Origin of the sequence: Stenotrophomonas sp. T8, from assembly GCF_051853085.1 — a bacterium.
Taxonomy (GTDB): Bacteria; Pseudomonadota; Gammaproteobacteria; order Xanthomonadales; family Xanthomonadaceae; genus Stenotrophomonas; species Stenotrophomonas sepilia.
This window is the reverse complement of sequence record NZ_CP195329.1, coordinates 3,792,618-3,806,383: the sequence shown is the minus strand read 5'-3', so window position 1 is coordinate 3,806,383 and position 13,766 is coordinate 3,792,618. Positions and strand designations below refer to the sequence as shown.

The following is a 13,766-nucleotide window of genomic DNA, read 5'->3' as shown; positions in this document are numbered from 1 at the left end:
GATGAGTCCTGGCAGGGGCCAACCTTGGTTGGCGCATCAAGCTGTCGTACTGACGTCATGCCTCCTTCACACATCGCGCCGAGACTGCGCGCCTTGTCCAGGCCTGTTGTGTGCGCACAGGTGCTGGCCCTGTCGCGCCCTCCCGGAGCCCTGCCGTGCATCGTTCGAAGCTTTCGCGTTCCATCCTCCTTGCCCTTTGCATGGCCAGCGCAGGAGGCGCGATTGCAGCGGAGGCCGATGCGGTCGATGCCGCCGGCGGCAGCCGCGCCGTGCCCACCCAGCTCGATGCGATGCTGGTCACCGGTACCCGCGCGTCCAACCGCACCCAGTTCGAAACGCTGGCGCCGGTGGACGTGTTCACCAAGGAAGACATCAGGTCCGTTGAATCCACCGACCTGAAGGACGTGCTGGCGCAGCTGGTGCCATCGTTCGTGGTGCAGCGCCTGCCGATGGCGGACGGCCAGGTGTTCGTGCGCCCGGCGACGCTGCGTGGCCTGTCGCCGGATCAGACCCTGGTGCTGGTCAACGGTCGCCGCTTCCATCGCAGCGCGCTGCTCGGCAACCGCGGTGCGCAGGCCGCTGATCTGGCACAGATTCCCACCAGCGCGATCAAGCGCATCGAGGTGCTGCGTGATGGCGCGTCGGCGCAGTACGGCTCGGACGCCATCGCCGGTGTCATCAACGTCATCCTCGAGGATGGCCCGGGTAGCGAGATCACCGCCGGCTATTCGCAGTACGCGCAGGGCGACGGTGCCTCGCGCGATTTCAGTGCGCGCACCGGTTGGTCGCTAGGCGACTATGGCAGCCTGGTGCTGTTCGCCGAATCGTCCAACTCCGACGCTACCTCGCGCACGCGCCAGCGCCCGGACGCGATCGCCTTCCAGGCTGCACATCCGGAGCTGGACGTGCCCAATCCGGTACAGCGCTGGGGCCAGCCGGAACTGGAAAGCCACCGCGTCGGCTTCAACGTGAAGGCCCATGCCAACGACACGCTGGAGCTGTATGCGTTCGGCCTGTACAGCCACAGCGATGGCGTCAGCGATTTCAACTGGCGCAACCCGGACACCACCACCGGCGCCTATCGCACCACCGCCATCTTCCCGGGCTGGAACCTGCGCTCGCTGTATCCAGTCGGCTTCAGCCCGCAGTACGGCAACGTGCAGAACGACCTGCAGCTGGTCGGTGGCCTGCGCGGCGAGATCACGCCGAAGCTGCGCTGGGATGTCAGCGCCTCGTATGGCCGCAACGCCATCGACTATCGCCTGAAGAACTCGATCAATGCCTCGCTCGGCCCGGCCAGCCCGACCGACTTCGATCTCGGCCGCCTGACCCAGACCGAGAAGAACGCCAACGCCGACTTCAACTACGAGTGGGACGTGGCCGCGCTGTCCCAGCCGATCAACGTCGCCTTCGGTGGCGAGTTCCGCCAGGAGACCTACCAGGTGCGCGCCGGTGATCCGGCCTCGTACGCGGTGGGTCCGGGCGCGGCCGCGGGCCTGGAGGCCAACTCCAATGGCGCGCCGGGCTTCTCGGCCAGCCAGGCCGGGCAGTGGAGCCAGCGCAGCAAGGCCGCCTACGTGGACATGGAAGTGCCGCTGGGCGAGCGCTGGAGCATCGGTGCAGCCAGCCGCTACGAGGACTTCTCCAGCTTCGGCAGCACACTGGACGGCAAACTGTCGGCGCGCTTCGCGATCACCCCGGACGTCGCCCTGCGCGGCACCGTGTCCACCGGCTTCCGCGCGCCGACGCCGGCGCAGCTCAACACCACCAGCACCACCCAGGGGTTGGATACGCGCACGCTGCAGATCTTCACCAGTGGCCGTCTGTCGCCGAACGATCCGCTGGCGCAGCTGCTCGGCGCCAGGCCGCTGAAGCCGGAAGAGTCGCGTACCGCGTCGCTGGGCCTGACCTGGCGCACCGACCTGGGCCTGTCCGGCTCGGTGGATGTCTACCAGATCAAGCTCAGCGACCGCTTCAGCCAGTCGGCCAGTTTCGCCATTCCGGCCGGTACTGCCAATCCGCTGGGCTATACCTCGGTGAACTATTTCACCAACGACTTCGATACCACCACCACCGGCGTGGACGTGGTCGGCAACTACCTGCGCGACCTCGGCGCCGGCCGCATGACGCTGACCCTGGCCTACAACTACAACCGCACCCGCGTGGACAACGGCAGCACCTCGGTGGCCACCAACGAGACCCAGCGCGTGCTGTTCGAGGATCGCCTGCCCGAGCACAAGGGCAGCCTGACCGGCAGCTGGGACATCGGCGCCTGGTCGCTGATGGCACGCATGCGCTACTACGGCGCCTGGACCGATTCCAGCGGCAATGCAGTGGGCGATATCTACCAGCGCTTCGGCGCGATGAGCTTCCTCGACCTGGCCGTCGGCTATCGCATCAACGAACATCACAGCCTGCGCGTCGGTGCCGACAACGTATTCGACCGCTATCCGGACGAAGCCACCTTCCAGGCCAGTCGCGGCCTGGTCTACTCGCGCAACGCGCCATACGACACCGACGGTGCCAACCTGTACGCACAGTACCGGCTGAGCTTCTGATGGACCCGGCCCGCCGCTCCCTGTTGCGTGCCGGCACCTTGCTGCCGGCCGCAGCCGCACTTTCTTCACTGCCGGCCATGGCTGCCACGCGTTACGCTGCGTCCATGCAGATTCCCGCAACGACCGCGGCGCCGGACGTGCTGGCCCGCGATGAAAACTACTGGGCCGCCGTGGCCAGCCACTTCGATGTCACCGACGAAGTGAACCATCTGGAGAACGGCTACTGGGGCGCGATGGGCCGCGAGACGCTGGCCAGCTACCAGCGCCACACCGCGGAAGTGAACCGAGGCAATGCCTGGTATGGCCGCCGTGAGTTCCCGGCGCAGTACATGGCGGCGCAGCGGCAGGTGGCCGAACTGCTGGGCGTGGGCGCCGACGAGATCGCACTCACCCGCGGTGCCACCGAGGCGATGCTGGCGCTGATCGGCGGCTACAACCGCCTGCAGCCTGGCGACCAGGTGCTGTACGCCGACATCGACTACGACAGCATGATCGGCGCGATGCGCTGGCTGCAGCAGCGCCGCGGCGTGCAGGTCGAGCGCATCGCGCTGCCGGCCGTGCCCGACCATGCGCAGATCCTGCAGGCCTACGAGGCCGCGTTCGCGCGGCTGCCACGCCTGAAACTGATGCTGCTGACCCAGGTCAGCCATCGCCATGGACTGGTGCTGCCGGTGGCCGAAATCGCCGAACGTGCGCGCGCACGCGGCATCGACGTGATCGTTGATGCAGCACACGGGTTTGGCCAGATCGACTACGCGGTGCCGCAGCTCAAGGCCGACTTCGTTGGCATCAACCTGCACAAGTGGATCGGTGCACCGGTCGGCGTCGGCGCGATGTATGTGCGCAAGGGCCGCGTTGCGGACCTGGAGCCGTACATGGGCGAGACCGACGATGGCCGCGTGGGCAGCCGTGTGCACACCGGTACGGTCAACTTCGCCGCTTACCTGGCGCTGCCGGAAGCGATCGCGCTGCACCAGCGCATCGGCGCGGCCAACAAGCAGGCGCGCCTGCGCTACCTGCGCGAGCGCTGGACCGTGCCTGCGCGGCAGATGGCGCATATCGAAGTGCTGTCGTCGCCTGATCCGGCGCTGGCCAGCGCATTGGCCAGCTTCCGCCTGCGCGGCCACACCTCGGTAGAACAGAATCAGGCACTGCAGAAGCGCTTGCTGGATGAGCATCGGATCTTCACCACCCATCGCGATGGCCTGGAGTCGGGCGCCTGCGTGCGGGTGACACCGTCGGTGTTCACCCGGCCGGCGCAGATGGATGCGCTGGTGCAGGCTCTCGCGGCCCTGGTCTGACCCTGCTTTGGTAGGTGCCAACCTTGGTTGGCACATTCCCACTGTGCGGTGAAACCTTCCGCCGGCCAGCGGCCGGCACTACCGACCGGGTAGGGGCCGACCGTGGGACGGCACATCACCCTGCTTTGGTAGGTGCCAACCTTGGTTGGCACATTCCAACCGCACCGGGGAATCGTCCGCCGGGCAGCGGTTACCGCTCGATCGCCGGCAGCGCGTTCGACAGCAACCGGTCAATCCTTCCGTTGATGCAGAACTGTAGTGCCGAACATCGTCTGAGCTCTACAGTCGCAACGCACACCAATCCCCCGGCCGGCCAGGAGAGCCAACCGGCCAGGGGCACCACTCAACGCCTTACTTGGTCTCTTCCCACTGCACCACGTCCGGCTCGGTGGCGCGGATACCGGCGGTGGACAGCAGCCTGGTGGTCGCATCCAGCGCAGCGTTTACCGACGGGTACTCCACGATGGCCTGGCCCGAAGCCTTCGACACCTTCACCACGGTGCCACCGGTGGCCGTAGCCGCGCGCTGGGCCGAGGCTGCATCGGTGAAGAACACCTTGACCCGCGACGTCGCCACTACCGGCGCGCCGTCACGGGAGACCGCTGCGGCGAACTTGCCGGCGCCGGCATCGGCAGGTGCCGCCGTTGCGCCATCCAGCGAGCGCTTGGTGCGCGAACTGGTGGTCGCCGCCGCCTGCGGGGTGATCGTGAACTGGCCGCCGCTGGCCTGCTTCACGGTGGCCGAGGGGGACAGTTGGAATCGCGTGCCGCCCACATCGAACGTGCGGCCGGTAGCGGACGCCTTCAGTTCCTGCGCATCCACGGTCGACAGGGTCCTGGCTGGAGGGGTCTGCCCCGAGCTCTGCGCCCAGGCAGGGGAGGTCATCGCCGCGAAGGCGAGCGTGCTCAACAGAATGGTCTTCATCATCAGTGCCCCAGAACGCGGATCTTGAAGAATTCGAGGTTGCCGCGCGATGCTGCGGTCGCGGCCTGCCCCATGTCGGTGACTTCCAGCGTCCAGGTGCCGCTGGCATTCTCATCCAGGAAGGCATTGCTGGACAGCAGGTCCCAGCTGGTGAAGTTGCTCTGCGCGCCACCCGTGCCCGAACCGATCGCGGTGAACGCCGGTTGCACCACGCTGCGGGTGCCGCTGGGCGACACCAGCACGAACTGCAGCTGGCGCGTGTTGCGGTGGTTGACCCGGAAGCCCAGCTGCACGCTTTCGATGTTGCGCGCGCCGTTGGCCAACTGGAAGGTCAGGCGTGCGGCGGCAGCCGAGGTGTTGCCGATGGCCACGGTACGCGTCGTGTTGCGCCAGCCGCTGTCGACCAGCGGGCCCAGCGACTGGAAGTTCTCGGCCACCTGCACTGCACGCGCAGCGTTGACCACGCCGAAGCCATACCAGTTGCTGTAGGCACGGCCGGCAGCATTCACCGTCCAGCCCGGCACCAGCGTGCGCCCGTCGGCCAGCGTCACCGCCGGCTGGTTCGGGTGGTTGCGGGTGGCGGTGGTGGCCAGGATGTACTTCACATCGCGATAGGACAGGTTCGGATTGGCTTCCAGCACCAGTGCCGCCACGCCCGATACCATCGGCGCCGACGCCGAGGTGCCGTTCATCTTGGCGGTGTAGTTGCAGGTGCTGTCGATGGCCGACAGGTTGCTGTCCAGGGTGTTCTGGCGGTTGGTGTTCTTGTTGCTGCCCTGCGCGCACCCGGTCACGTCGGTGGTGACGATCGCCGGGTCGTACGCGCGCGCCACCAGGCCGGGCGCAAACTGTGCCTGCAGGCCGTACTCACCACCAAAGGCCGACACCCACAAGGCCGAGCCGGTGGAGGAGTAAGACGAGCGCACGCCATCGGCGCGCACCGCGCCTACCGTGATCACGTTGAACAGGTTGTTGCGCGGATCACGGCCGGCCGGCACGCAGCCGGTGTTGCGGTTCTTGGTGTCGGTGGTGCAGACATCCTGGGTCTGGCTGATGGAGGCATTGTTGAAGTTGTTGCCGGCCGACTTCACGTAGATGCCGCCGCGGCCACCGCGCGTACCCGACAGTGCCTGCTCGTACGACCGTATCGTGTTTTCGCTGTACGCCAGCGGCAGGTTCGGATTGCCCGGGCCGGCGCCCCAGCTGTTGTTGAACACCTGCACGTCGGCCGATTCCGCGCCGTCCCACCAGGCGTACTCGATGTTGCTCTGCTGGTTGCCCAGGGCCGAGCGCGAAATCGGGTTGAAGCCCTTCAACGTCGCCGCCGGGGCTACACCGCGCACGCCCAGGTTGTTGGCGCCCACCGCACCGGCGATGCCACCGACCATGGTGCCGTGGTTGTCGACATCGGGATTGGTCGGGGTGGGGTTGTTCGAGCCATTGGTGAAGTTCTTGCCGGCTACAGCGGCCACGTTGGCCGCCAGGTCCGGATGCGCGATCTGCAGGCCGTCGTCGACGATGGCGATGGTGACGCCCTGGCCACGGATGCCATTGCGGAACAGGCCATCCACGTTCAGGTCGTTGCCTGCCACCGGCAGTGTGTCAGCCGGGACCGTCTGCCCGGTGTTGAGCAGGTGCCACTGTATCCCCGCCAGTGGATCGGCCTGTTGGGCCTGGGCGGTGACGGCCAGGCTGCCCAGTACCAGGGCAGTGGCGAGGGCCAGGCGCGCAGAGCGCGGTGGCGCGGAGCGTTGCGTGTGTCGCTTCATACACGAATCCTTCTGTTGTGAATCGGCATGGCAGGACGGCGGGGCGGAACTGCCCCATCGCAACGAGCCAAACGCGACACAACGAACAACCCCCTACCTCTTCACACCCGCAATGTGCGAATGTGCCAATTGCGTCACAAACGCTTAGTACGTCAAGTTATGACGGGGCACTCGAATGCCTTCACGCCATCATCGCGTGCTTGCTTCGAGGTACGGGAAACCTGGGTAATCGCATGCAGGTGAAGTCACACATGAAGAAGGCACGCCAGCGTGCCCGTGCACGCGCGGACCAGACTCCGCTCTCGGTTGCCGTCATCCGCAAGGTGGTGCTGTCCGTGCATACGCGCAGCCACGACTATGGCGACGATGCCGATATCGCCGAGTTGCTGCCCGAACTGGCAGCATTCGGCATCACCACGGTGAAACCGCTGCGCCTGCTGATGAAGAAATACCGTCGCGCACTGCTGCAGGAGGAACGGATCGTCATGCGACGCGCAGAGACGCTGCATCTGCGCACCGAGTGGCGGCCTGGTGGCATAGACGTGCATGCCAACACCAGCCGCTACGCCATCGGCGGCCTGGTCCGCACCAGCATGGAACACGAATTCGGATTCGAGACGATGCTGCCCTTCCACGAGGTGCGCGAGGACGAGCCCGCGTAGTGAGGTGCCTGCCCGGCGGGTGCGGCAGTCCTGCCGGGGCATCATCGCGCCCCCTCACACCCGGCTGTGCTACTACAGCCCGTGCACCCTTCCGCACGGAGCACGACGATGGTCAATCCGCTCGCCCAGGCCCATCGCGGCTTCGGCACCACGCTGTTCAGCCTATTGAACCCGATACCTTTCGGCTTCTTCGTCGGCGCACTGATCTTCGACGCGATCTATCTCAACAGCGCCGAGGTGATGTGGGGCAAGGCCGCTGCCTGGCTGATCACCTTCGGCCTGCTGATCGCCATCGTGCCGCGCCTGATCAACCTCTTCGCGGTCTGGCGCCGCAACGGTACCGCCACCCGCATGGACCGCATCGACTTCTTCCTCAACCTGGTCGCGGTGGTGCTGGCCATCTGGAACGCCTTCGTGCACAGCCGCGATGCGTACGCCGTTGCGGTGCCGGGCACGATCCTGTCGGCGTTGACCGTGGCCCTGATCGCCCTGGGCCTGATCCTGCTGTCACTGCAGCCGCCGGTGCTGCAGGGAGGTCGTCATGGCTAAGCACATCCTGCCCACCGTGGGCGCCCTGGCGCTGGCCGTGATGCTGTCGGCCTGCGCCGGCAAGGCTGAATACCATCCCGCCGATCAGTCGGGCCCGCAGCCGCCGCTGCCCAAGCCGGCCAACTTCCTGATGCCGCCGATGCAGGTGCCCAAGGGCGTCGGCTGGGCTGATGGGCAGACCCCCACGGTGGCCGAGGGCCTGAAGATCGAGCGCATCGCCGCCAACCTGCAGCATCCGCGGCGCCTGCTGACCCTGCCCAATGGCGATGTACTGGTGGTGGAAGGCAACGGCCCCGGCGAAGAACCGGTCACCACGCCCAAGCAGTGGATTGCCGGCAAGGTCAAAGCGCGCTCGGGCAAGGCCGGCAAGGGCGGGAACCGGGTCACCCTGCTGCGCCGCACGCCGGGAACGAACACGTGGACCCAGCATGTCTACATCGAGGGCCTGCATTCGCCGTTCGGCATCCAGCTGATCGGCGACACGCTGTACCTGGCCAACACCGGCAACATCATGCAGTACCACTACGTGCCCGGCGAAACCCGCATGTCGGACAAGGGCCGCGAGTTCACCGACCTGCCCAGCACCATCAACCACCACTGGACCAAGGAACTGCTGGCCAGCCGCGATGGCCGCAAGCTGTATGTGGGCGTGGGCTCCAACAGCAACATTACCGAGAATGGCCTGGCCGTCGAATACCGCCGGGCGGTGGTACTGGAAGTGGACGTGGCCACCCGTGGCAGCCGCATCTTTGCGTCGGGCATCCGCAACCCGACCGGGCTGGACTGGGAGCCGAGCACTGGCCAGCTGTGGGCCGTGGCAAACGAGCGCGATGAGATCGGTGCCGACCTGGTGCCGGACTACCTAACCTCGGTGAAGGAAGATGGCTTCTACGGCTGGCCCTACAGCTACTACGGGCAGCACGTGGACGAACGCGTGCAGCCGCAGCGGCCGGACCTGGTGGCCAAGGCGATCGTGCCGGACTATGCCATCGGCTCGCACGTGGCACCCCTGGGCCTGTTGTTCTACACCGGACAGGCACTGCCGGCGCAGTACCACGGCGGTGCCTTCATCGGCGAGCACGGCAGCTGGGACCGTTCACCGCTGAGCGGCTACGAAGTGGTGTATGTACCGTTCAAGGACGGCAAGCCGACCGGGCGCCCGCAGACCGTGGTGAGCGGCTTCGCCTCAAAGGACGAGAAGACCCTGATGGGCGCACCGGTGGGCATGGCCATGGACGCCGAGGGCGCGCTGCTGGTCGCCGACGACGTGGGCGACGTGGTGTGGCGGGTGTCGGCCAAGTAATTCTGTAGAGCCGAGCCCATGCTCGGCTTGCGCGCGCAGCGCGGGGTTTCCGCGTGCAGGTTGAAGAGCAGCCGAGCGTGGGCTCGGCTCTACAGTTCCGCGGTACTGCTGCGGAACCCGCTGAACACCGATTCCGCAGCAAACCCCACGCCGCCCAGCAGCACGCCGAAATACACCACTGTGGCCACCACGAAGCCATAACCGGCCGCCACCGCCGCGCCATCGCGCTGGATGAAACCGATGGCGAAGGACATCAGCGCCAGCGCCGGCAGCGTGTTGCTGAAGGGTATCGGCCCGGCCGGCGCCATCAACAGCAGGGTCGCGAACACCAGCATCAGGTTGTTCAGGCGCATCATCTTCTTCGAGCGCACCATCACCGCAAGCCGCATCGGCCGCGACAGCCGCTCCATGCGGTGCACCCATTTCAGCGCACGGCTGAGGTTGGTCTTCAGCTTGTCGGTGGCGATCTCGCGGCGGGCCAGCTTCTGTGGCACCCACAGCGGGCGGTTGCGCACCCGGCTCAGGCCGATCAGCAGGATCGAGGCGCCAAACACCGTACTCAGCCCGGGAATCGACACCGGAATGATGAAGATGGCCGAGAGCAGGATCACGATCAGCAGCAGGCCCTCATCGCCCAGCGCGCTGAGCAGGGTGCCGACGCTCACCTGGTCGCCGGGCAGCTCGTCGATCATCTGTTCGATCTGCTGGGCCAGGGGCGCGCTGTCATTGGTTTCGGGGGCACGGTAGGTCATGCGTCGCAAGGTTCTCCAGGGAAGGGCGGTCAACGGGCCGTCCTGCGGTGGGGGACGCACAGGCTCCCGCAGTATCCCGGCCAACGTGGGCAAAGAGGTGAACCGGGCATGAGGGGGTAAACTGGCGTGCCCCGCACGAGTTGAACGCAATGGACATGGGCCGCCGGCAATCGACCATCGAACTGGTCGCCATCGACATGGATGGCACGCTGCTGGACACGTCGCACCAGCTCACCGCACGCGCTCGGCAGGCCATCGCGCAGGCGCGCGCACTGGGCGTGCACATCGTGCTGACCAGTGGCCGCCCGGTCCCCGGCCTGGCGCCGTACCTGCACGAGCTCGGCATCAACGGCAACGACGACTACTGCATCGCCTGCAATGGCGGCCTGGTGCAGCGCATCGGCACGCGCGAAACCGTGGTCGAGTATCCGCTCAGCTTCGACGACTTCCTGTTCTGCGAGCAGGTCGCCCGCGACCTGGGCGTGCACTTCCAGGCGCTGGACAGCCGGCGCATGTACACGCCCAACCAGGACATCAGCTACTACACCGTGGCCGACTCGCATCTCTCGCGGATGCCGCTGTCGTACCGCCGCGTGGAGGACATGGATCCATCGATGTCCTTCATCAAGCTGATGATGATCGACGCGCCGGACGTGCTGGATGCCGCCATCGCGCGCCTGCCGAGCGAACTGACCGAGCGCTTCGCGGTACTGAAGAGCGCGCCGTTCTTCCTGGAAGTGTTCGACCACCGCGCCGGCAAGGGCCCGAGCCTGCAGAAGCTGGCCGAGCACCTGGGCATCGACCGTGCCAACGTGATGGCCATCGGCGACCAGGAGAACGACCTGACCATGCTGCAGTACGCCGGCACCAGCGTGGCGATGGGCAATGCCATCGACGCGGTGAAGGCGGTGGCGCGGTTCGGGACCACCAGCAATGCCGACGAAGGCGTGGCACGTGCCATTGAGCGCTTCGTCCTGCAATGATCGGACGCACATCATGAGCTGGACTTTGATGATGTTTGCTCAGTCCTTCGCCAACGAGCGGTTGTCGGCGCAAGTTTTCTCCGAGTCCTACATCGAGCTATGGAAGATCGAGCGGGATCTCGACTTGCCGGCTTTGGATGACGTAGCGCTTTCAACGTGCCTGTCCAGCATCTTCTGTGCTGCTGACATGTATTGCGACGAAGATGTAGATCGCCATGCGTATGAGCTTGATGCCGCCCAGCTGCATGCTGCCGTTGTGGCTCTGATCGATGAGTGGAAGCAGTCCACGACTGCTCGCTAGCCTGGCTTGGATGTATACCTGCGTATAGCCCATACATCCCCATCACCATCTGCGCTGTACCACGGTGCAATGGCGGATGCGGCAGTGCGATGCAAGAATTTCGCACGTCGAAATCACTCCATCGAATTTTGAGGCAGAGGATCGTCTTCCTCTGCTGACCGTCGCGCACCGCGCCGTCACTCCCTCAACGCAATCGCACCGCCAGCCAGGGTACCGACACCGGTGCTGCAACGCGCTGGGCGTGCGCCTGCGCCGCTCTCTCCCTGCACCTGGATCTGCCCATGAACACCCCACCCACGACGCGCCTTGCCCTGGCCATCATCGCGGCCATCACCACACCTGCGTACGCCGCAGAAACGCACGACGCCGCGCTCGACACGCCCACCACGCTCAACGCCCTGCAGGTCATCGCCACACCGCGCGGTGCGGCCGTGGCACCGACCCAGGTGGTTGGTCCCAACCGCTACATCATCAAGGCCGAAGACCTCGACGCGATGGTCACCGGCAACAACGGCCTGGCCATGCTCAAGCAGGTGCCGGGCGCCAGCTACACCGCCACCGACGGGCTGGGCCTGGATATCTCGGCCACCAGCCTGTTCGTGCGCGGCTTCCGCATGAATGAAATGGGCATCACCTTCGAGGGCGTGCCGCTGAACGACAACGGCTTCCTCTCGCTTACCGGCACCAGCGTGGTGAACGTGGGCGTGCCCGATGGCATCGGCGCGATCACGGTCAGCCCTGGCGGCGCACCGGTCGGCGTGTTCTCCAGCAGCGTCAACGGCGGCAGCCTGGAATACCGCCTGCGCGACCTGCAGGACACGCCCAGCCTGCGCGTGAAGCAGGGTGTGGGCAGCAACAACACGTTGGTCACCACCGTATCGGGGCAGACCGGCCAGCTCGGCGAGCAGGGCCCGAAAGTGCTGGTCGACCTGCAGCGCGTGTCCGCCGACAAGTATCAGGGCGAGGGCACGCAGAATTTCCTGCGCGGTGACCTGAAGCTGCAGCAGGACGTCGCCTGGGGCGATGTCACCGTGTTCCTGTCCGACAGCAAGGCCAAGGTCTGGGGCTACAACAACATCTCCTTCGACATGATCCGCAAGCTGGGCTGGAAGGCCGACATCTTCTATCCCGATTATGCGTGGGCGTGGTACGTGGCCTCGCCGGAAAACGCGGACAAATCCTGCGGCGCCTACACCTGCGGTGAGCTGTCCGAACTGATTCCGTACGACACCGGCCAGACCACCCGCGACCGCGTGTCATCGATCAACCATCGCTTCCAGATCACCCCGGCGCTGAGTGGCAACGTGCAGCTGTACAACGCCAACAGCCACACCCAGGCCACGCTGACCGACCCGACCGTACCGTCGCCCAACGGCGCACCGTTCTCCGAACAGGTACAGACGCCGGGCCTCAACCGCCTGGGCAGCATGGTCAACCTGCAGTTCGAGACCGGCGCGCACACCTTCACCGCCGGCTTCTGGCAGGAGAAGAGCAAGGCTGCGGCCAAGACCGAGTGGTACCAGCAGCCACTGCTGGGCGAGGGCCCGCCGCTGAAGGCCACCGGTCCGTTCGATGTGTACGGTCCCGCGTTCAAGACCGACAACGCATCGAGCTGGGTGACCCGCTCGCGCCAGTTCTACCTGCAGGACGACATCGTGTTGAACGACACGCTGAAGCTGGGTGTCGGCTTCAAGGCCGTGGACTTCCGCACCCGCGGTGGCGGCCTGGGTGATGCCAAGGACCGGCCGGTGAACGGCACGCTGCGCGCGAAGAGCAACTTCCTGCCGCACGTCTCGCTGTTCTGGAGCCCGACCGAATCCACCGATGCCTTCATCGACCTGGCCAATACCATGAACGGCTATCGCGTCGCTCAGCGCGGCAACATCGGTTACACCGCCTCGGCGTGGACCATCACCGACCAGGAAGAGTTCGACCGCGTAGCGGGTACCCTGCGTCCGGAAAAGAACTGGAACCTCACCGTGGGTGCATCGCATCGCTTCGACCGGCTGACGATCACCGGCGACGTGTTCTACAACGACATCCGCAACCGCCTGCTGTCGGCCGCCATCGGCACCCAGTTCGCACAGATCAACACCGTGCGGTTGATGCCGAAGATGCACGTGATCGGTGCCGACCTTGGCACCACCGCCGACCTCACCGACCACCTGCAGTTCTACCAGGGCGTGGCCGTGGCCCGTTCGTACTACGACAGCGATTTCGCGGTGGGTGACACGGTGTACCCGATCAAGGGCAACGCCCAGCCGGGCTACCCACAGATCTCGCTGGTCAGCGACCTGTCCGCCCACTTCGGTGACTGGCGTTTCGGTGCCACCAGCACCTCGTACCTGCGCCAGCCCTTCACCTACGAGAACGACATCCGCGTGCCCACGTTCTGGCAGGTCAACACCTATGCTGCGTATCGATTCGGTGCGGACAGCCCAGTGCCCGGGCTGGAGCTGCGGCTGGACGTGAGCAACCTGTTCAATCGCCACAACATCGGCACCGCCACCATCGCCGGCTCGTCGTTCTCGGGGGACTACCAGACTCTGCAGCGCAGCGCGCCACGGCAGCTGATGTTCAGTACCTCGATGGCGTTCTGACCCCCTAGAAACGCCCAAACCCCGCCTTGCGCAATCAACAGGGATTTTCTGGCGGCGACGCAAG

General features: G+C 66.0%; 11 protein-coding genes. 8 read left to right on the top strand and 3 right to left on the bottom strand.

All coding sequences use genetic code 11. From position 1 onward, the window contains the following. Positions 1-155: 155 nt before the first annotated feature. Positions 156-2,558 (top strand): TonB-dependent receptor plug domain-containing protein, encoded by a 2,403-nt coding sequence (locus ACSDHM_RS17700; RefSeq protein ID WP_151354626.1) that lies wholly within the window; start codon positions 156-158, stop codon positions 2,556-2,558. Further along, positions 2,558-3,859: an aminotransferase class V-fold PLP-dependent enzyme gene (locus ACSDHM_RS17695; RefSeq protein WP_151354625.1), complete on the top strand. Its 1,302-nt coding sequence runs from the start codon at positions 2,558-2,560 to the stop codon at positions 3,857-3,859. Before ACSDHM_RS17700 ends, ACSDHM_RS17695 begins: the two co-directional genes overlap by 1 nt. A gap of 351 nt (positions 3,860-4,210) precedes the next feature. Here ACSDHM_RS17695 and ACSDHM_RS17690 read toward each other — a convergent pair whose 3' ends face one another. Continuing rightward, entirely contained in the window at positions 4,211-4,789 is a 579-nt protein-coding gene (locus ACSDHM_RS17690; RefSeq protein ID WP_439426985.1) for a DNA breaking-rejoining protein, read from the bottom strand. After that, positions 4,786-6,552, bottom strand: a complete 1,767-nt coding sequence (locus ACSDHM_RS17685; RefSeq protein WP_088497381.1) for a S8 family serine peptidase — start codon at positions 6,550-6,552, stop codon at positions 4,786-4,788. Before ACSDHM_RS17685 ends, ACSDHM_RS17690 begins: the two co-directional genes overlap by 4 nt. Before the next feature lie 251 nt (positions 6,553-6,803). Between ACSDHM_RS17685 and ACSDHM_RS17680 the strand changes: the two genes are divergently transcribed. From ACSDHM_RS17680 to ACSDHM_RS17670, 3 genes are all read left to right on the top strand, one after another. Next, a complete protein-coding gene (locus tag ACSDHM_RS17680) occupies positions 6,804-7,214 on the top strand; it encodes a hypothetical protein (protein ID WP_227836799.1) in 411 nt (136 codons plus the stop codon). A gap of 108 nt (positions 7,215-7,322) precedes the next feature. Further along, positions 7,323-7,763, top strand: coding sequence for a DUF2231 domain-containing protein (locus tag ACSDHM_RS17675; protein WP_439426458.1), 441 nt, complete (start codon positions 7,323-7,325; stop codon positions 7,761-7,763). Further along, a complete protein-coding gene (locus ACSDHM_RS17670) occupies positions 7,756-9,066 on the top strand; it encodes a PQQ-dependent sugar dehydrogenase (RefSeq protein ID WP_439426457.1) in 1,311 nt (436 codons plus the stop codon). Before ACSDHM_RS17675 ends, ACSDHM_RS17670 begins: the two co-directional genes overlap by 8 nt. Positions 9,067-9,155: 89 nt before the next feature. Here the strand turns inward: ACSDHM_RS17670 and ACSDHM_RS17665 are convergent, their stop codons facing one another. Then, positions 9,156-9,818 (bottom strand): exopolysaccharide biosynthesis protein, encoded by a 663-nt coding sequence (locus tag ACSDHM_RS17665; protein ID WP_439426456.1) that lies wholly within the window; start codon positions 9,816-9,818, stop codon positions 9,156-9,158. A gap of 149 nt (positions 9,819-9,967) precedes the next feature. On the opposite strand from ACSDHM_RS17665, the gene yidA reads away from it, so the two are divergent. The 3 genes from yidA to ACSDHM_RS17650 all read left to right on the top strand — a co-directional run bounded on the left by yidA (position 9,968) and on the right by ACSDHM_RS17650 (position 13,702). Beyond that, a complete protein-coding gene (yidA, locus tag ACSDHM_RS17660; protein WP_088497378.1) occupies positions 9,968-10,801 on the top strand; it encodes a sugar-phosphatase in 834 nt (277 codons plus the stop codon). A 13-nt stretch (positions 10,802-10,814) separates the two neighbouring features. Then, positions 10,815-11,102, top strand: a complete 288-nt coding sequence (locus tag ACSDHM_RS17655; protein ID WP_065197195.1) for a colicin immunity domain-containing protein — start codon at positions 10,815-10,817, stop codon at positions 11,100-11,102. A gap of 281 nt (positions 11,103-11,383) precedes the next feature. Next, the gene (locus ACSDHM_RS17650; RefSeq protein ID WP_088497377.1) at positions 11,384-13,702 is read left to right on the top strand and encodes a TonB-dependent receptor; all 2,319 of its coding nucleotides are present in this window, start codon (positions 11,384-11,386) and stop codon (positions 13,700-13,702) included. The last annotated feature ends 64 nt before the right edge of the window (positions 13,703-13,766 follow it).

Coding starts and splice junctions, on each gene's coding strand:
- ACSDHM_RS17685 (WP_088497381.1), bottom strand. CDS start 6,552: ATGAAGCGACACACGCAACGCTCCGCGCCACCGCGCTCTGCGCGCCTG.
- yidA (WP_088497378.1), top strand. CDS start 9,968: ATGGACATGGGCCGCCGGCAATCGACCATCGAACTGGTCGCCATCGAC.
- ACSDHM_RS17695 (WP_151354625.1), top strand. CDS start 2,558: ATGGACCCGGCCCGCCGCTCCCTGTTGCGTGCCGGCACCTTGCTGCCG.
- ACSDHM_RS17655 (WP_065197195.1), top strand. CDS start 10,815: ATGAGCTGGACTTTGATGATGTTTGCTCAGTCCTTCGCCAACGAGCGG.
- ACSDHM_RS17650 (WP_088497377.1), top strand. CDS start 11,384: ATGAACACCCCACCCACGACGCGCCTTGCCCTGGCCATCATCGCGGCC.
- ACSDHM_RS17670 (WP_439426457.1), top strand. CDS start 7,756: ATGGCTAAGCACATCCTGCCCACCGTGGGCGCCCTGGCGCTGGCCGTG.
- ACSDHM_RS17665 (WP_439426456.1), bottom strand. CDS start 9,818: ATGACCTACCGTGCCCCCGAAACCAATGACAGCGCGCCCCTGGCCCAG.
- ACSDHM_RS17680 (WP_227836799.1), top strand. CDS start 6,804: ATGAAGAAGGCACGCCAGCGTGCCCGTGCACGCGCGGACCAGACTCCG.
- ACSDHM_RS17675 (WP_439426458.1), top strand. CDS start 7,323: ATGGTCAATCCGCTCGCCCAGGCCCATCGCGGCTTCGGCACCACGCTG.